The 21,300-nt window shown below is 34.2% G+C and carries 4 protein-coding genes and 1 pseudogene; 3 read left to right on the top strand and 2 right to left on the bottom strand.

Annotated features, from left to right (window positions below):
• The first annotated feature begins 71 nt into the window (after positions 1–71).
• Positions 72–1,271 carry an ATP-binding protein gene (locus Q0138_RS06915; protein WP_297982506.1) on the top strand — a complete coding sequence of 400 codons (1,200 nt, stop codon included), beginning with the start codon at positions 72–74 and terminating at the stop codon, positions 1,269–1,271.
• 223 nt (positions 1,272–1,494) lie between these two features.
• Here Q0138_RS06915 and Q0138_RS06910 read toward each other — a convergent pair whose 3' ends face one another.
• Positions 1,495–2,682: an ATP-binding protein gene (locus Q0138_RS06910; protein WP_297982503.1), complete on the bottom strand. Its 1,188-nt coding sequence runs from the start codon at positions 2,680–2,682 to the stop codon at positions 1,495–1,497.
• A 526-nt stretch (positions 2,683–3,208) separates the two neighbouring features.
• On the opposite strand from Q0138_RS06910, the pseudogene Q0138_RS06905 reads away from it, so the two are divergent.
• Positions 3,209–3,394 (top strand): annotated as a pseudogene (locus Q0138_RS06905) (AAA family ATPase); the annotation flags it as partial.
• 268 nt (positions 3,395–3,662) lie between these two features.
• On the opposite strand, the gene Q0138_RS06900 reads toward Q0138_RS06905, so the two are convergent.
• On the bottom strand, positions 3,663–3,977 hold the full coding sequence (locus Q0138_RS06900; protein WP_297982501.1) for a hypothetical protein: 315 nt from the start codon (positions 3,975–3,977) through the stop codon (positions 3,663–3,665).
• A 1,974-nt stretch (positions 3,978–5,951) separates the two neighbouring features.
• Here Q0138_RS06900 and Q0138_RS06895 point away from each other — a divergent pair.
• The coding region (locus Q0138_RS06895) for a right-handed parallel beta-helix repeat-containing protein (protein WP_297982498.1) at positions 5,952–21,300 on the top strand (15,349 nt) is incomplete at its 3' end.

The raw sequence follows: 21,300 nt of genomic DNA, 5'->3' as shown, positions 1-21,300 counted from the left end.
CTGATCGTGACTGGAGTTCAGACGTGTGCTCTTCCGATCTCTTATATGTTAATGATTTCATAAGTATAATCATGGTCAAGAGAGATTTATATTTGAATAGGATTTCTTCATTAATCGATAAGGATATCATTAAGATTATAGTTGGTGTAAGGCGATGCGGCAAGTCTTACATGTTTAATTTAATAATAGAAGAACTGCTTAAAAGAGGAATTGATAAGGAAAATATCCTTCTTATCAATTTTGAAAGTGCTAAATACAGGAATGTATCAAATCCCCGTGAATTGGATTTGCTTGTAGGGGATTTGACAAAAGACATTAATGGTAAAATCTACATGTTCTTTGATGAGATTCAAAATGTTGACGGGTGGGAAAAGTCAATCAACAGCTTTCGAGTGGATTATGACTGTGACATCTACCTGACCGGTTCCAATTCAAAATTATTATCCGGTGAACTTGCAACTCATCTTGCAGGCAGATATATGGAAATCAAAATGTATACCTTCTCATTTAAGGAGTATTTGGACTATAAGAAAACGGCTCCAAATAAAAATGCATTCACTGATTATTTGACATATGGAGGATTTCCATTTTTATTGTCTCTTGAATCTGAAATCGATAAAACTGAATATTTGAATGATATTTTCAACTCAATATTCCTAAAGGACATAATCGAGAGATATAATATCCGAGATGCAGGTCTGCTTACAAGAATAGTTGATTTTATACTGGATAACACTGGAAAAATAGTTTCTTCAAAAAGCATTTCTGATTACCTTCGAAAAAAGGAAAAGATCAAGGTTTCACCAAAAACAATATACAACTACCTGGAATATCTAACAAATGCATGTTTGTTGTATAAGGTGCAAAGGGAAGATTTAGAAGGCAAAAAAATATTATCTATCAATGAAAAATATTATTGCGTTGATCAGGGTTTCAACCAGGTTCGCATTGGACGAAATCAGGTTAACAACAGTAGAATAATCGAAAATATTGTCTATTTTGAACTTTTAAGAAGAGGATATGAAGTAACCATAGGTTGTGTTGGAAAGTATGAGATTGATTTTGTCTGCAAAAAGATGGGCGAAAAAATATATGTTCAAGTGACAAGGGAACTGTCTCATGATGACACAATTGAAAGGGAATTCAGGCCATTGCTCATGGTTAAGGACAATTATCCTAAGTATGTCATATCAACAGATGAATTTGACATGTCAAGAGATGGAATAAAACATATGAATATTTTAGATTTCTTATTGGATGATGAAATTTAATTGAGATAGGGGATAATATAATGTTAGTATGCAAAGGCCAATATGAACTTGGTTAAAAGGAATCGGAAATTGCATAATCGGGATTGCCATTGCTGATTGGGAAGTTAAAGAAGGGATGCTGTAAAAGAGGTCAGTGAACCTAGCTGTATCGACTTTCAACAAAAATTAATTTAACTTTATCATAAATTAATGTTTTGATGATAAATAATCATTTAATACTTCTTTAATAAGGATAAACTCCAGTTCGCTCTTTTTCATGATTCAGCCAGGTTTGAAGCATTAAATCTTCAAGAGAATATTTTCCATCATAATAGTTTATTATTCCTTTATCCTGTAATGTTTTAATATACTTGTTTAATGTGGCTGGAGCCATATTCAAACTTTTTTCTAACTCAGACCAGGTAATGTGTTTCTGATTTAACATTGTGCAGATTATATTCTTTTCGTAATTATTTAAGGCACCCCATATTCTAATCCACATTACAAGAATCTGATCCATATTGTTGAGGAAGATGTAATCTATTAAGTCTTCGTCATAAGTTTCATGGGATGATAGTGCATTGTAAAAACTGTTAATGTACATTGGAATTCCTTTTGTGTATTCGTAAAAGCGGTTAAATCCTTCTTGTGTGAATTCTATTTCAGGAAATCTTTCTTTAAAATAAGATTCGGTTTCCTGTTTTGTAAATGGATCTATATTTATTTGTATCATCCTTCCTCCAAATGCGCCGGTTGCACCGTTTAAGATTTCTATCATGTCTGATGTTTGTGAAACTGATCCAGTCATTACATAACTTACATTTGATTGAAATTGACTGTAGCTTCTCAGCATCCAGAAGAAATCTTCAGGTTTTCTTAATTTTTTAAGCATTTGAAATTCATCAAGGATTATTATAAATCCATCGATACCGTCAATGCTTTCTACAACTTTTTGAGGATATTCCATTACGAATTTGCTTATTTTTTTATAGTTGTCCTCTGTTGCGGGTATAGGTATTTCTGCGATATGTGTTCCTTTTGAAAAACTGTAATCTTTAAGTTTTAATTTGTCAATTAAATTTTTCAAAAGAAAAGTTATTTTGTTATTGTCATTTAGCCTGTCATAAATTGAATTGTTCATCTCATCCAATAATTCCAATAAAAGGGACTGTGCTGTTAATTGAGTATCGTCCTTGCCGACAATTCTTGAAACATCAACATAGGAAACTATGAAATTTTCTTTTGAGTCCTGTTTTATTTTTTGAAGTAAAAAGGTTTTTCCCACTCCTCTTACACCTCTGATAAGTAATGATTGAGAAATTCCCAATTCTAAAGAGTTTAAGTAGTATTCTATTTTTTTAATGTCTTCTTTTCTGTTGTAAAAATATTTATCAATTTCATTTATTGGAATATGTAAGGGTACAATACTCATTTTAAACACCTGATACTAATTATATATTTCATAAAATATATACTTTAACAATTTGAAGTACTTCATTTAGATGTAGTTAAAACTATTACTTCAAATAAATGAAGTACTATAAATAAATGAAGAATAAATTTCAACTTCAAATGAATGAAGTGATAAATTTGCTTGTCAACTGATGAAACTTGTTTGCTTATTAATTATGAAACAAGCTCGAACAAAAGGTAGTAGATAATTTCATCATTGCTATGCCAACAGCAAATGAAGCTGGTTAAAAAGAACCAAAGGTTGCATAATCCTATTCGCCCTTGCTGATTGGGGATGTTAATGAGGCTGATTTGTAAAAGAAATTTCAGAGCCAAGTTTTTGATGAACAGAAAAAATTAATTTAATTCTTACAAAGTAGTCATATGATTTTCTGCAAACTTGCCCAATAATTTAATGTAAAGTAGTCATATGATTTTCTGTAAAGTTGCCCAATTATTTAATGTAAAGTAGTCATATGATTTTCTGTAAAGTTGCCCAATTATTTATATATGAATTTAAATTAGGCAGTGATGAAATAGAAAAAGGAGCTGAAAATTTATTAAAATTAAAGAATTTGCTAATTGAAAAGAATATAAAAGAGCCAAAATTTTTGGCAGTGATTACTGGAGGCAAATTTGCTTATACAAGAGAAGACGGAGTAAAAGTAATCCCTATAGGCTGTTTACGTTAACTAAAACAGATTTTACTAAAAACTAATGCATAATGTGATTTCTACAAATTAACTAAAAAGGGCAAATCATTAAACAAGGTTTTATATGAGATTGCTATGGTAACCGTAGACAGTGAAAATTACTCTGAAAAACTCAGGTGTGACTTGAAAGCAAGTTTTAAGGAAAACTTTTTATGATTGAAAATCAGAAATTAGGGTTTCGGTGTGAACCCTTAAAAAATATTTTTTTAAAAAATAAAGAAAAATAAAATAAAATTATTTATTTTTATCACTTATATGTCAGACTGCCCCCTTCTTCCACAGTTACAACACATCCGGACTTGAGCTGAACGTCCTGATTGGAAATTGACAAAAAACCATCTGAAGAAGCATGGAATGTTGCACCTCCTTCAATACTATATGGACTTTCAAAATCATATGACCCTTCTGGAAGGTCGGTGCCTATAAGGTATGTTCCAGGTCCGTAGGTTGTACCTGCCATTGCAAATGACCCGTTATGGATTATTCCGGTAAAGAGCAATAGGACAATAATAATTATAATTGCAGCAATACCGCCAATAATGGCTAAAGTTTTTTTCTCCATGTGTTTTCACCTCCTTTTTTAAAATTTTATTGATGAAAATATATGAATGTAATTATTATCCTGTCTCTTTCAAACTTGTGTGATTTGAATTTTCACTTGTTTTTGAGTCACGAATTTTTTCAGCTCTATTTTTAATTTAAAAGTAGTAAAATTAATATAATTCATTGCATGTTGATAATAATCAATTTGAGATTATTGAAGAAAACTTTTTTGGTGAAATTCTAATTAACAGTTTGATTAAAAAAGATAATTTTGTATATATTTACGGTAATCATAATATGATGGAATATGATTTAAATAATGGTAATATAAAAACATGTACAAGGGATTCGGTTCATATCAATCGATGATTATAATAGAGAAAACACTAAAGCATTCTATTTGTAAGTTATACTTTTGTTTTGTTTTTGTTTTTGTGATTTTGTAAGTTATAGTTTTGTTTTGTTTTTGTTTTAGTATTTTTGTAAGTTATACTTTTGTTTTGTTTTTGTTTTAGTGATTTTGTAAGTTATACTTTTGTTTTGTTTTTGTTTTTAGTAATTTTCTTAGTTATGCTTTTTTTGTTTTTTTTTAATTATTGAAAACTTTTTTCATAATTAAGCCATTTTTATTTCTCTTATTCTATAAACCTTCTATTTAAATTAAGCCATTTTTATTTCTCTTATTCTATAAACCTTCCATTTAAATTGAGAATTTATTATCTGAAATAAATCTTTAGACAAATGAATATTTTTTTTTAATTAATTTTTATCTTTTGTTTAATTAAAAAACTTATTATTTTGCATTTGATTGATTTAAAATTAAAAAGGGTATAGTTTATTGTTTATTTTGTTAATTTGCCTTTATTTTATTAGTTTTATTTTAATTAAATTGTTTTAATTCTTATTAACAAAATTATCCTAATCCTATGTTATGTCTTTTATTTTTCAGTATTCCTTTTTTAGCCTATTGTTTTTTTAATTATGAACTTTATTTATATTTTTTTACAATGTCCTATATTTTGTATTGCTTATAGCCTTTAAAACTGAATAAAATTATATTTTGGTCCTAGATTAATTTATCAATCTTTATATACTATTGTAGAAATATATAATAATACTATTAATTATTTAGCATAATATTCGATTGATAATTACTTAACATAGTTAATCTGATTACGGTTTAATATTTTTCAAAATAGTTTTTAGTTTTAAAAAAAATAAAAAGGGGTGTACTGTAAGTCCAGAAAATATAATTTTTTAAATATGATTCTAGGAGTTTTAAATTAAGTTAATTGTTTTCAATGATTGGCTTAATTTAATTCTTTTGGAATTAATCATATTTACAAAAAAAGATAAAAAATACAAAATTGTCTAAAATGGTAAAAATCATTCAAGACATGTAGATGTACATTATCTTTTTTACTAATTTAAAGGATTATTATTTTCTGGATAAAAAAAGGTTGATTGAAAACTTAAAATAGGAACTTTCAGTGTAAAATTTTAGGGGGCTTTTGTTAAAATTATTGGCATTAAGCAAATTGTTTTGTGAACTTGGTGCAAATAATTTTTCTTGGTTTTTTTAAAATAAAAAACTAATCAGAGTAGATCATTAATAAAATTAATGTTTTTTTAGTTTTTTATTAAGAAAACTAAGTTTTAAAACCTTAGTTTCTTTTAAAGGATTTTTATTATTTTCTTTTTGAATTTAATAATTTATTTTCTTTTAAAATTAAGAAATTAATGATTATTTTAGTTTCTTTTTAGAATTTAATTATTTATTTTCTTTTAAATAAGAATTTAATAATTATTTTACTTTCTTCTAAAATAAAGAAAAATATTTAATTAACTTTCTTTTAAATTAAAGAATCTAATTTCTTTTAAATAGCAAAATATTCAATCCTAATAATTTTATTTTCACTAAAGATCTTATTTGTTTATGCTTTTGAAAAATTATATAATTAATCTTAATGTATGCTTTTTGGAAGTGATTTTTTTGAAATATGAAAAAATAAGTATATTAATATCAATTGTGCTTATTTCCATACTTGCACTTAGTGCAGTAAGTGCTGCTGAAGACGTAGACGTCTCTGCAGACGATGCTGATGCAAGTGCAGTTGTTAATGAGATTCAAACAATTGATAATGGACAAACAAATGACGATGTGTCATATGAATCTGATGACATCATTGTCAATACTACTGGCGATTCAGGTGATTCTGGCAAGAATAGTAAGGCGGTTCTTTCTTCAAATCTCTTAGCTGATTCAGAAACCAGCTCTTTTACTAATCTGGCCAATAATATTAATAATGCCCGTAGTTATTTGTCATTAAATGGCGATTATGCATATGACAGCACATTAGATGCTGATTATAAATATGGTATAACCATTGACAAGGACATTACCATTAATGGTGGTGGAAGAACCACAATTAGCGGAAATGACATTGCAAGGATATTCAATATTTCAAGTGGTTGCAATGTTGTTTTCCTCGATATCGTATTTACAAATGGTAATGCTGGCTACGGAGGAGCCATTTATAATGATGGAAATCTTGTTCTTAAAGATTGTAAATTTACAGACAATTCTGCAGACAACGGTGGAGCAATCTATAACACTGCAAAGGGTAATATATCCGGAGACAGTGATTTTACTAACAATGTTGCTATCTACCGTGGAGGAGCTATCCACTCCGAAGGAACTGTGGATTTATCTGACAGTGTATTTACTGAAAACTCTGCAATACTTGGTGGTGCAATAAGTGTTAGAAACGCAAGTGATGTTGAGTTTGACAATTGTGAATTTGCTGGAAACACTGCTGTCGATAGAGGCGGTGCTATTTATGCTATTGATTCTACTGTCCAGCTTAGTGATTGTGTTTTAGATTCTAATATGATTACTAATGTTACTACTGCATTTAATGGCGGAGCCGCTCTTTATGCTGTTAATTCTAATGTAAGCATTTCTGATTCTAATATTACCAACAATGCTGATAATACTATTTCACGTACTAACGGTGATCTTATTGATGGTGCTTTAACTTTCGCTGATTCAAAAGCCGCTATTACCGGTTCTGTATTTGAAAACAATACCGGTATTTATGGTGGTGCCATTACTACATACCGCACTAGTGCTGATTACACTTCTCTAATAAATATTATCGGTTCTAACTTTACTTCTAATGCTGCTTATACTGGTGGTGCTGTCTATATATCAAGTACTGAATTCCTTATTTCACATTCTGTATTTGATTCCAATAAAGTTTCAGGTACTGGCAGTGAAGGTTATGGTGCTGGTGGAGGAGCTATTCAAATCCTTAACAGCAGTCAAGGCAGTATTACCAATATCACAGTTAAACACAGTATCGCTGAATCAAATGGTGCAGGTGGTGCAATAGGCTTACAAAGCTCAAATGCTTCTATTAGTGAAAGCACATTTGATTCCAACACTGCTTATTCTGGTGGAGTTATCTTTGCTAGCGGAAATTCAGAATTGCAAGTATCCGATTCTGTCTTTAAAGAAAATTTTGCTCGATATGGTGGAGCTATTTATACTTATGGCACAGCTGCTGCAGACATTAATGCAAACTTCACTGACAACTATGATGGAGCGGATTATGGTGTAGTATTAGTATATGGTACTGGTGATGTGAATATTTCAGATTCTAACTTCACTAATACTCATACTGGTTCTTGGGCTGCTGAAGTGGCTGTAGTGGCTGATTCAGATGTTTCTGTTAAAAATTCCAAATTCGATACCAAATTTAATTATGCTATTTGTGCAGGGTACGGTAATTTAAGTTTGGAAAATAATGAGATGAGTTCTTCAGCCATACCTGTTTATGCTTATTATCAGGCAAAAATTGTTTCAACTGTAAAAGCTAAAATCTTGGATAACGACACTTATCATTGGAATATGGCTAGCCATGTGCTTAGTGCAACCTTAACTGACGATGCAGGTAATATAATTTATGATGGAAACTTCAAGTTTGTTTTAAGCAGCGATGCTCTTGAAAATCCTATTACTCTTCCTGCAGCTTATGCAAATGGTGTCTACACTGCTACTTTCACTCCTGATGTGACAGGCACTTACTTGATTAGTTTAGATTATCCTGCTGAGGAAGTCAATACTTCTGTAATTGTCATATCCAGATCTTTAACTGATTTAGCAAATCTTATTGCTTCAAATACAAACGGTACTTTGGATTTAGATGGCGATTATGCTTACCTTGAAGACTTTGACAGTGCTCTTGTTAATGGTATTGAAATTAATAAGGACATTACTCTTAATGGTAATGGATACTCTATTAATGGTAATAGGGAAGTTAGACTCTTTAATGTAACTGGCGGAACTTTAACTTTAAATAATTTAACTATTTCTAACGGTGTTGCTGGTGATGGGGCTGCTGTTTATGTTGAATCCGGTGCTAAATTAGATGCAACTGCAACCACATTTAAAGACAACACTGCTACCTACAGCGGTGGAGCAATCTACACTGAAGGTGGAGAAATCAAACTTACTGATTCATTGATAGATAACAATGATGTAACTGATGTAAGCACTAACAATGATACTGGTGGAGCTGCTATCTGGGCTAAAAACGCTCAAGTAACTTTGATAAACACTAATGTTACCAACAATGGTAGAAGAACACTCGACCGTACTAATGATTTAGTAAATGCGGTTGTTACTTTATTAAATTCAAATGCAACCATTACTAATGGTTTATTTGAAAACAACACAGGTATTTATGGTGGTGCAATATATGCAGGCGGTGATGGAACTCAAACTTTAAGTGTTTCCGGAACTACTTTCAACAATAACAAAGCATACAACGGTGGTGCTATTGACATTGAGGGTGTTGCTACCACTATTTCTGGTTCTACTTTCACTAACAATGTAGTTATTGGTCCGGGCAGTAGTGGTTATTATGGTGCTGGTGGTGCTATTGCTGCTGGTGGTAACGGTTCTTTTGCAGTAACCGATTCTACCTTTACTGGAAACAATGCTACTGGTGAAGGTGCTGCTGGTGGTGCTATCAGCATAGGTCTTAAACAAGGTGTAACCGCTTCTATTTCCGCTAATTTCACTGATAACAGTGCTGCCTATAAGGGTGGAGCTGTATTTTATAATGGTCATAATATTGGAATTGCGGATTCCAATTTCACCGATAATGCTGCTAATATAGGTGGAGCTGTTTATATTGGTGGTTCGGATGCTTCCGTTACTGGTTCTGCTTTCTCTGGCAATGAAGCTGATAATGGTACTGCTATTTATAATAATGGTACATTGACTTTAAGCGGTAATACAATAAGTGACGATGCTTCTGGTATTTACTCTGCAGGTACTATTAATTCTAAGGTAATTGTGACTGTAAATGACCAAACTCCTGAAAGTGTGGATGTTGAATATTATGATACTTACCATGTATATGTAAAATTTACTGATGATGCAGGTAATCCTATTTTAACTAATCTTACTACTTTCTATATTAGGTATGATGGATTTATAAGTGGTCGATTTACAGTAACTTTTAATAATGAAACTGGGTTATTTGAAGCGGATCCTGCTATAACTGCTTCTGGTTTGCTTATGCCAGAGAGTTCTACTATACAAAAATGTTTCCCTAAGTACAATCAAAGTACTGATCTTAAGTCAATAACTATTAATAAGATTAAAGTTGATCCTACTTTGGAAGTTACTTATAATAATGTTTCCAATCCTAATGATGTGGTAATTAATATTAATTTAATTGGTAAGGAAGGTGCTCCTGCTATTTCTGCAGCTGCTACTGGTACTTCTAAATTCTATGTGACTGTTGGTGATAGGGACCCTGTTGCTGTTAATATCAGCAGTGGTGTTGGCAGTTTGACTGTTAGTGATTTGGCTGCTGGCACTTATGTGATTAATGCTTCCTGGGGAGGTAATGATAATTATAACGGTGTTGAACAATTATATGAATTGGTCGTAACTCCTAAAGAAGGAACATTTACTGACTTGCAATACAGAATTGATAATTGTCAAGGAAACTTAATATTACCTGATTATGATTTCGCATATGATCCTGATTATGATGACGTAACATTTGAAGATGGTGTATTAATTAATAGTTCTGTCATTATTATTGGTAATAATAATACCATAAGCGGTAATGATCAAGCAAGAATCTTTTTAGTTGTAAATACAGGTGATACTCCTACTTCCTTCGAGATTAAGAATGTAAAATTAACCAATGGTGCTGCTGCTGATGGTGCTGGTGTTTATGTTGACTCTGGTGCTTCTTTAGTTGCTGATGGTGTAACATTTACTGAAAACACTGCTACATACAGTGGTGGAGCTATTTATGCTACTGCTGCAACTGTAAGTCTTACTAACTGTGTTTTAGATTCCAATGATGCTACTGACCACAGTACTAACAATGATACTGGTGGTGCGGCTATTTATGTAGAATCAGCTTCTACTTTAACCATTGCCGGTTCCAAAATAACCAATAATGGTAATAAGACTCTTAACAGATCTAATGGTGATTTAATCAATGGTGTTTTAAACCTCCATGATTCCACTACCACTATTACTGATTCTGTATTTGAAAACAATACAGGTATTTATGGTGGTGCCATTACTGCAGAAACCACTAGTGATGAAGGTGTTTCCAAGTTAACTATTTCCGGATCCAACTTCACTGCTAATGCTGCTTATACTGGTGGTGCTGTCTATGTAGCTGATACCGAGTTTGCTATTTCCGATTCAATCTTTGATGCTAACAACAAGGCAAGTGGTGAAGGTTCTACCGGTTACACTTCCGGTGGAGGTGCTATACAAGTTATTGGAGGCAGTGAAGGTTCATTGGACAATGTTACTGTTAAAAACAGCCATGCTACCCAAGGTGGTGCAATCGGTTTAGAAGACTCAGATGTCACTATTACCGGAAGCACTTTTGAAAATAATGGTGTAAGTCAAAGTGGTGGAGCTATTTTCTCCCTTGGTACTTGTGAATTGGAAATTTCTGATTCTACTTTCTCCAGTAATGATGCTGGTGCTTGGGGTGGAGCAATATGTGCTGAGGGTGATACTACCTTAAGTGTTTCCAACTCAAACTTCACTGAAAATACAGCTGCTGCAGCTGCTATTGTTACTTTTGGAACTAGTTCTGCTGATATTGAAAGTTCTAATTTCACAAATAACTCTTTTACTTATAATTGGGGTGTAGTAACTGTATATGGTACTGGTGATGTGGAAATAGAGGATTCCAATTTTGTATCCGATCTTGATGATAAAAATGTTATTGCTATAGATGTAGAAAATGATGCTAGTGTATCTATTAAAGATTCAACATTTACAAGCAATAAAGACGGTACTGTTATTTATGCAGAAGATGGTACTTTAAGTTTAGAAAATAATGTAATTGATTCTCCTAGAGCATATCCTATTTTCGCTACAGGAGATTCTGAGATTGTTTCAACTGTTATAGCAGTTATTTCTGAAGGTAGTACATATAATGTCCATTTAGGTACTCAAACAATAGATTCTATTTTAACTGATGATAAGGGTAATGTAATTTACGATAAAAGTTTCAAATATGTAATTACTAAAGATGGTGAAGTGGTGGCTGAGGTTCCTGCCACATTCTATGCTAATCCATTGTATCGTGCAAAATATAATTTCACTGCACCAGGTACTTATGTAGTAACCCTTGATTATGAAGCTGAAGAGGTTACAACTGCTACTTATAATGTTGTAAGTTCTTTAACTGACTTGAAGAACTTAATTGAAGCTGCAATTGCTGATAGTCAGAACAGTATTGATTTAGACTTCGATTTCGCATATATTGCAGATTATGATTCCGAAATTATTGACGGAATTGTTATCTCACAAGACTTTACTATTAATGGTAAGGGAAATACTATTAATGGTAGTGACTTAGCAAGACTCTTTAAAGTAACTAGCGGAACTTTAATATTAAAAGATTTAACTATTGCTAACGGTAAATCTGATGATGGTGCTGGTGTTTATGTTGGCTCTGGTGCTACTTTAGTTGCTAATGGTGTAACATTTACTGAAAACACTGCTACATACAGTGGTGGAGCTATTTATGCTACTGCTGCAACTGTAAGTCTTACTAACTGTGTTTTAGATTCCAATGATGCTACTGACCACAGTACTAACAATGATACTGGTGGTGCGGCTATTTATGTAGAATCAGCTTCTACTTTAACCATTGCCGGTTCCAAAATAACCAATAATGGTAATAAGACTCTTAACAGATCTAATGGTGATTTAATCAATGGTGTTTTAAACCTCCATGATTCCACTACCAATATTACTAATTCTGTATTTGAAAACAATACTGGTATTTATGGTGGTGCCATTACTGCAGTAACCACTAGTGATGGAGCTGTTTCCAAATTGACTATTTCCGGATCCAACTTTACTTCTAATGTTGCTTATACTGGTGGTGCTATCTATGTAAATGGTGCCGAGTTTGATATTTCCGATTCAATCTTTGATGCTAACAACAAGGCAAGTGGTGAAGGTTCTGCCGGTTACGCTGCTGGTGGAGGTGCTATACAAGTTATTGGAGGCAGTGAAGGTAGATTGGACAATGTCACTGTTAAAAACAGCCATGCTACCCAAGGTGGTGCAATCGGTTTAGAAAACTCAGATGTTACTATTACTGGAAGCACATTTGAATCCAACTCTGCTATTGCTGCTGGAGCTATCCTTGCTAGTGGAAATTCAGAATTGACAGTATCTGATTCTGTCTTTAAAGAGAATTCTGCTACTTATGGTGGAGCTATTTATACTTTAGGAAAAGCTAGTGCAGACATTAATGCAAACTTCACTGATAACTATGATACTTATGGCTATGGTGTAATCCTTATAATAAGTACCGGTGATATGAATATTTCAGATTCAAACTTCACAAATGCTTATTCAAGCAGTAAATATGAAGTCTATGTAATGGACAATGCAAATGTATCTGTTAAAAATTCCAATTTCGATACTCAATCTAATTATGCTATTTATGCAATTAAAGGTGAATTGAGTTTGGAAAATAATGATATTAACAGTGCTGGCGTACCTATTTGTCTCGAATCCAATGCAAAAATTGTTTCAACTGTGAAAGCTAAAATCTTGGATAATGACACTTACAATTGGCATATGGCTGGCTTTGAGATTACTGCAACCTTAACTGATGATAATGGTAATGTAATTAGAGATGCAAACTTCAACTTTGTTTTAAGCAATGATGATCTTGAAATTACTGTCCCTGCTACTTATGCAGATGGCGTCTACACTGGTACTTTCGCTCCTACTGCGATAGGTACTTACTTGATTAATCTTGATTATGATGTTGAGGTAGTCAATACTTCTGTAATTATCATATCCAGATCTTTCGTTGATCTTCAAAGCATAATTGATGCTGCTGAAGATGGAGCAGTCATTGAATTAGATGGCGATTATAATTACATTGCTGAATTTGATTCTGCTCTTGTTGGCGGTATGAAGATTAATAAGACTTTAACTATTGATGGTAAAGGACACACTATTAGTGGTGCTGATTCTGCTAGAATCTTTTATGTGACTGCTAAAGCCATTATTAATGATACTAAATTGGTTGATGGCAGTACTTCAGGTTGTGGTGGTGCTATTTACTCTACTAGTGATTTGACTATTGATAATTGTGCATTTGAGAATAATGATATTACTACACGTTCTACTTCTATTGAGTGTGATGGTGGAGCTATTTATGCGGGCACTGGTTCAAAATTGACTGTTCTTAATTCCAACTTCACTAATAATATTCAGAATTACGGTTTATTAGATAATATTCAAGGTGGAGCTATTGGTTCCATTGGTTCTGAAGTGACTATTGATAATTGTATTTTCACTGGTAACTCTGCTTTATTAGGTGGAGCTGTCATGGTTTGGTCTGCAGATAAAAGTGCTGTTGTACTGATAAACAACTCTAAGTTTGAAAATAACTTCGCTTACCAAGGTGGAGCTATTTTTGCTCAGAGTGTTGCTTCTTTAACTGTTGATAATTCTGTTTTCACTGATAATAAGGTTCAAGGTACTGAGGTTCCGGTTAAGAGAACTTGGTCTAGTGGTGGTGCGATTTTATCTGAATCTGCAACTACTATTACAAATTCCAACTTCACTTCCAACAGTGCTGAGTATAATGGTGGAGCTGTTTACATCCAACCTGCTGCTGCTAATGCTGTTGTTGATAATTGTAACTTTACTGATAACTCTGCTGGTTCCTGGTATGGTGCTCTTGTCTATCTTGGTTCAGGCACCATGTCTGTAAGTGATTCTTACTTTGAAAACAACCTTGTTAATGGTAAGCCTAATGCTATTACTTTAGGTTCCGGTACTTTAGAGTTATCTGGTAATGAGATTGCTGGCGATGCTGCTGAGATTCTTATTAGGCATGTTGATGATTGGCCTGATTCTGCTGTTGTTTCAACTGTTAAAGTGACTGTATTGGATGGTGAAGTCAAAACCATTAATGATTTAAATGCTGATTTATATGCTGTTGTGACTGATGATATGGGTAATGTTATTGAGGATGCTGAATTTAGTTTCACCATTAATGATGAGGTTGTTCCTGCTGTTTATAATAATGGTGTATACCGTGCTTCCTATGCTCTTCCTGCTGGTGGAGTCTACCCTGTAAATGTTACTTATGTGACATTAAATAATTTAGATGTTACTAATGGTACTGTTAAATCTATCTCTGGAACTTACACTTACTTACAATCATTAATTGATGCTGCTATTGAAAATGGTGTTTCTTCAATTGAATTAACTTCCAACATTACTTACAATGCAGCTGTTGATTCTGAACTTGTTAATGGTATAAAGATTAATGGTACTTTAACTATTGATGGTAAAGGATACACTATTAGTGGTAATGAGCAAGCTAGGATCTTTAATGTTACTGCTGCTGCTACTATTAATAATGTGACTTTGGCTAATGGTTATGTTGCTACTGCTGGTGGTGCTGCTATTTATGCTACTGCTCCTTTAACTGTTTCCAATGCTAACTTCACTAATAATAAGGCTCCTACTGTTGGTACTTATGGTGCTGTTGCCACAACTACTGATGCAAGCTTTGACACTTGTGTTTTCACTGATAATACTGCTCGTTGGGGTGGTGCTATTGGTGCTGAAGGTTCAGGTACTATTAGTATTAAGGATTCCAAGTTTGAGGGTAATTATGCTAGACAAGGTGCTGGTATTGATGTTGAAGGTTTCACTTTAACTGTTGATGGTTGTGAGTTTATTGATAATGAGGCTGAACTTGTAGGTGGGGCTATTTACACTTCTGCCGCTACTAGTGTTTCTGTCAATAATTCAAGATTTGAAGGTAATGATGCATATCAAGGTGGAGCGATTAAGGCTTTTGGAGTTTTAGTTGTTGATAATTCTGAATTTGTTGGTAATGCTGTAACTGGTACTGAGTATCCTACTAGTTCTACTTGGTCTAGTGGTGGTGCGATTTTATCTCTATCTGAAACTACTATTACAAATTCCAACTTCACTAGTAACAGTGCTGAGTATAATGGTGGAGTTGTTTACATCCAACCTACTTCCACTGCTAATGCCGTTGTTGATAATTGTAGATTTGTAGACAATTATGCTGGTGCATGGTATGGTGCTCTTGTTTATCTTGGACCAAATAACATGACCGTAAACAATTCTTACTTCGAAAACAACACTGCTAATGGTAATAGAGGTGGAGCATTATACTTCCGTGGTAGTATTTTAAATGTTGAAAACACTGAATTTGTTAACAACACTGCTGCTACTATTGGTGGTGCAATTGGCTTCAGTGGTTACAGATTAAATCTAAAGGATTCTACTTTCACTAATAACAGTGCTAATCAAGGTGGAGCAATTTACATTGATGGCACTGGATTGGTTGTTAGTTCAATTAAGGTAACTATTGCTAACTCCAAATTCACAGGTAACGATCCTGAAGAAGGTGGAGCAATATATGTTTCAGCTGGAGAAACAATTGTAAAAGAAAACACTGAATTTACTGAAAACTCTGCTGACTATGGTGGAGCTATCTATGTTGCTAATGGAGCTACCTTAACTGTAGACACTGTAAAATTCACTAAAAACACTGCTCAATATGGTGGTGCAATCTATGCTGAAGATGGTTCTATTGTAAACATTAAAGATTCTGAATTTACTTCAAACATTGCAACAGGTTCTGAATTCCCAGCAGCTGGTGCTGTATACATTGGAGATGCTACTGCAAGCATTAGTGGAACAAACTTCACTTCTAACGAAGGTGCAAGTTCTGTCGGTGCTGTATACATCGGTGCAGATAATGCTAAGATCACTGATTCCATATTTACTGGAAACAAAGCTCTTGCTGGTTCTGCTGGTGCTCTATGGGTAAACGGTTACACTGTAGAAGTAAACAAATGTCAATTTGTAGAAAACGAAGCTCTTGCTGGTTTTGGTGGAGCTATCGAATGGAGAGTTAAAGAAGGTACTTTAATTGATTCCACATTCACTTCAAATAAAGCTAGCCAAGCTGGTGCAATCCACTGGTATGGTAAAGATGGTGTAATTAAAGGAACTAACATTTTCACTTCTAACGAAGCTGCACAAAATGGTGGTGCAATCTTCTGGGAAGGTAATAATGGTAGTGTAAATGGTTCTGTGTTCGCTCAAAACACTGCAGGTGCTCATGGTAATGCTATTTACTGGGCTGGAGCTAATGGTACTGTAGATGATTCCATTTTCACATCAAACACTGGTGGTGCAGGTGCTATCATTTGGTTAGGTGCTGAAGGAAACATTAAAAATTCCTACTTCGCTGATAATGGTAATAACCTTGCTGTATTTAACATCTACAAATTGGCAGATGACTTAAACATTGAAGCAAACACATTTGAAATTTCAATTGCTACTATAAACACAGATAAGGATAAATATGTTTATGGTGATGATGTAATTGTGTCTGGTGAATTCTACTGGGGTGTAAACGATTATCCTATTGACCTCCCAATCAGCTGGACTAAAAACGGAGTTTCACAAACTGATCTTGAAGTTGAAGACTTCCAAAATGTTGCATTTACATACACTATTGAAGATTTGAATCCTGCTCTTTACACCGTAAAACTTGAGGACTTTACAGAAGATACCTATCAAAACATTTACAAAGTTAACACTGTTGCTATAGCTAACTTCGAGTTTGAAAAGGCAACTCCAACAATTGTTGTAAGTGCTGAAGATACAGATGTAGGCAATGACAGCTATTCCATTACTGTAAACGTAACCGATATAAACGGTGACGGCATTGAAGGTATTGAATTAGATGTAATCATTGACGGTGCTGTAAGTAAAAACACTACTGATGAAAACGGATTAATTACCTTAACTGCTGATGACTTTACTTTAGCTTTAAGAAACTCTACTGCATTTGCTATATTCGGCGGAAATGATGTATACAACTCCGCATATGGATATGACACTTTCAGAGTAACTGCAAGTCCTGATGTAACTGTATCCATTGATGATATTGCTTATGGTGAAGATGCAATTATTGAAGTAAGTCTTAAAGATGGAGAAACCGGATTAACCGGTGTTGTAATTGTAACTATCGGTGAAGACACTTATGCTGTAGCTGTTAAAGATGGTGAAGGAACCTTAGCTGTTCCTGGATTAAACAAAGGTACTTACACATACTCTGCAAAATCTGTAGAATTTGATAATTATGTATCTAATAGTACTGATGATAAAACATTTGAAGTAAGTGCTGTTGCAATCATTATTGCTTCTGACATTGACAAATTCGCATACCTTGATGATATTGAAACTACCATTGCATTAATTGATGCAAATGGAGATTCCGTATCCATTACTGGTGCCAAAATTACTGTTAAATCTGATGAAGAAGTGATTTACACCATTGAAGCTACTGATATTAATGGTGAAGCATTAATCACTATTGATCAAGTATTAGCTCCTGGAACTTATGTATTGAATGTAAGCATTCCAGAACAAGGCAATTATATTGCTTCAAGTGCTGAATTTGAATTTGATGTGGTAGCAATTCCTGTTGAAATTGAAATTGACTTTGATAATGAAGTCACTGATGTTGATGAAATCTTGATTGACATTAGCATTGGCGATATTGATGCTCTTGCTAATGTTACTGTAACTGGTGTGGACAACAATTATAGGAGAGTATTTGAAAATATTGCAATTGATGATGGTGAAGGTCAATTAAACTTAACCGGTAAATTGCCAATTGGCGAATACACTATTGAAGTATCTGCTGTTGCTGCCGGTTATGATATTGAAACTATTACTGCAGATGACAACTTAATTGTCACTCCTAAGATAGGAACTTACACTGACTTGCAATATCAAATCGATAATGCTGATGGTGTTTTAGACTTTGAATATGACTTTGCTTATGATGCAGACTATGATTTTGCTCATAATGCTGACTTTGTTGATGGTGTTGTGATTAGTGAAGATTTAACCATTATTGGTAACGGTTACTCTGTCAGTGGTGCAGATAGTGCTAGAATCTTCTACATTACTGAAGATGCTCAAGTTGAATTGATGAATCTTGTTTTAACTAATGGTCTTGTAAAAGATAATGGTGGTGCTGTTTACTCTGCAGGTAAATTGACTGTAAAAGATTCTGTATTTAAGGACAACAAGGTAACCGAAGGCAGTACTTGGGCTCCTGGTGCTCCAGCTGCTGGTGGTGCTGCAATCTACTCTGCTCCTGGTTCTAGCTTAGATATTTGGAATACTGATTTCATAAATAACGAAGCTATACATGGATTATGGAACAGTTTCACTTGTGGTGCTGTATATGTGTCCGGTGCTGAATATGTATCAATCAAAAACAGCAGATTTGAAAACAATTCCGCTGTATTAGGTGGAGCTATCACTATTGAATTCTATCATGTTGCTGAAGAGGATGAGGATGAGCCTACCATTTCCAACTGTGATTTCATTGATAACCTTGCATGGCAAGGTGGAGCTATCAATATTAACGAAGATGTTCCATACTTAAACATTGCAGATTGCAGATTTGAAAGAAACCAAGCTGTTGATCCTAACTCTGGTAGTTCAACCCCTGTTGGTGGAGCTATTAGTGTAGGTACAGGTAGTTATGGTAGTGAATTGGTTCTTAACGATTGTGGGTTCTTAGATAATAACGCAACTAATGTTGGTGGAGCTGTAGCTTTAATTAACCCTGTTTGTGAATTATATGCAAACGGTTGTGACTTTGAATCCAACACTGCTACATATGGTGGTGCAATCTACTTCTATGGTAATGAAGCAGTTATAACTGACACAAGCTTTACATTTAACGATCCTGAATACGGTGGAGCATTATTCATTGCTACAGGAGATGTAAGTCTTGATAATGTTGAATTCAATGAAAACTCTGCTGACTATGGTGGTGCAATCTACCTTGCAAACGGAGCTTCATTAGATATTAGTAATGCTGGATTCTATGATAACGTTGCTAATTCTCGTGGTGGAGCTATCTTTGCTGCTGGTAAATTAACTGTTTCCGATGCTGAATTTAGTGGAAATTCAATTGTTGATCGTACTGCTAATGTAGCTGGAGAGGAAACTGGTGGTGCTGCTATTTATGTAGGCACTTCTGGTGAAGCAAATGTGAAAGATACCAAATTTACATCCAGCAACCCTGATTATGAATTAGGTGACAAAGTATACGGTGCTGTCCTTGTTGCAGGTACTGCGGAATTCGACAACTGTAACTTTGAAGACAACAATGCTCGTTGGGGTGCTGCTATTGGTGTAAACGGTGATATCGGCGAAACAGGTGCTGCTTATGTTAAAGTAACAAACTCCTACTTCGCAAGAAATGAGGCTGTTCAAGGCGGTGCTATCCAAATTGAAAATGCAAGCATTGACATTGAAAACTGTGTTTTCGAATCTAATTCTGTAAAACTTGCATCCGGTGCATATGCTCAAGGTGCTGCTATCTATGTATCCGGTGGTCAATTCGATATTACAGGAACCAAGTTCTTAAATGGTGATTCTGCACAGAACAGTGGAGCAATCCATCTCTTCCAAACAGAATCATTCGGAGACTCTACCATAACTGATTGTACATTTGATGGCAACAAAGCAGGACTTTACTATGGAGCAATTTACTTCTACGCTCCTCAGGACAGCTTAACCATAACCGGTTCCAGCTTTAACAACAATAAGGCAGAAGGTGTGGTGGTTGGAGCTATTAGATTCATGGGTAAAGACTTAACCATTAATGGAACTAAGTTCGACAACAATGAAGCTCCTAAATATGGTGCTGTTTACTTCTACACTTACAGTGATGAAGGTAAATTAACAGTCACTGACTCTTCATTCACAAACAACAAGGCTACAGGTTATAATGGTGCATTATTCATCTACAACGGTGAAGCTACTGTTGACAACACTGAATTTGTAAACAACGAAGGAAGCATGATTGGTGGAATCTGGAACTATGCAGGAACATTGACTGTAACCGATTCATTATTCGAAGACAACTATGGCAGCGCTGCTATGTTTAACATTTACACTCAATCTGGAACTACTTCCATTACTGGAACTACATTCAAGATTATTAGAAATGTGGCTGTTAATGCAGAGGATACTTATGTATATGGTGCTGAAATTCCTATAACCGGTACTTTCGATTGGGGAGTTAACAAATTCCCAATTGCTATGGAATACACCATTAACAATGATGCATTCACTACCGAGGCAATAAATGGCACATTCACTATTGATATTGACAGTCAGCCTGATGTTGGCACTTACACTGTTGTAGTCAAATCATTCACTGATGAATTCAAGAACATTTATGTTGTTGATGCAGCTGAAGACACCTTTGAAGTAATCAAGGCTACTCCGACTGTAGTTGTTGTTGCTGATGTCAATCCTGTTGAGTTTGGTGCTGATGTTGTGCTTAATGTTACTGTAACTGGTGTTGAGGATACTCCTGTTTCCGGTCTTGCTAATGTAAGTATTAATGGTGTTGATTATCTTGTGTCTGTAGATGTGGATGGTAAGGGTCAGCTTAGTGTTCCTGGCTTATCCAATGGTACTTATGCTGTAAGTGCTAAGTTCCTTGGTGGTGATAATTATAATGCTGCTGATGCTGCTGAGATTAATGTGGTTGTAAATGCTTCTGCCGATGCTGTTTTAACCGCTACTGCTCCTGATACTATTGTTGATGGTGATAGTTTCGATGTTAGTGTCGGTCTTGTTGATGGTGCTGGCGCTCCTGTTTCCGGTACTATTACCTATACTGTTGACGGTGATGAATACACTATTC

The sequence above is a fragment of the uncultured Methanobrevibacter sp. genome, from assembly GCF_937906425.1.
In the GTDB taxonomy this organism is placed as follows: Archaea; Methanobacteriota; Methanobacteria; order Methanobacteriales; family Methanobacteriaceae; genus Methanobrevibacter.
The sequence above is the reverse complement of the archived record's forward strand: the minus strand, read 5'-3'. Positions and strand labels throughout refer to the sequence as shown.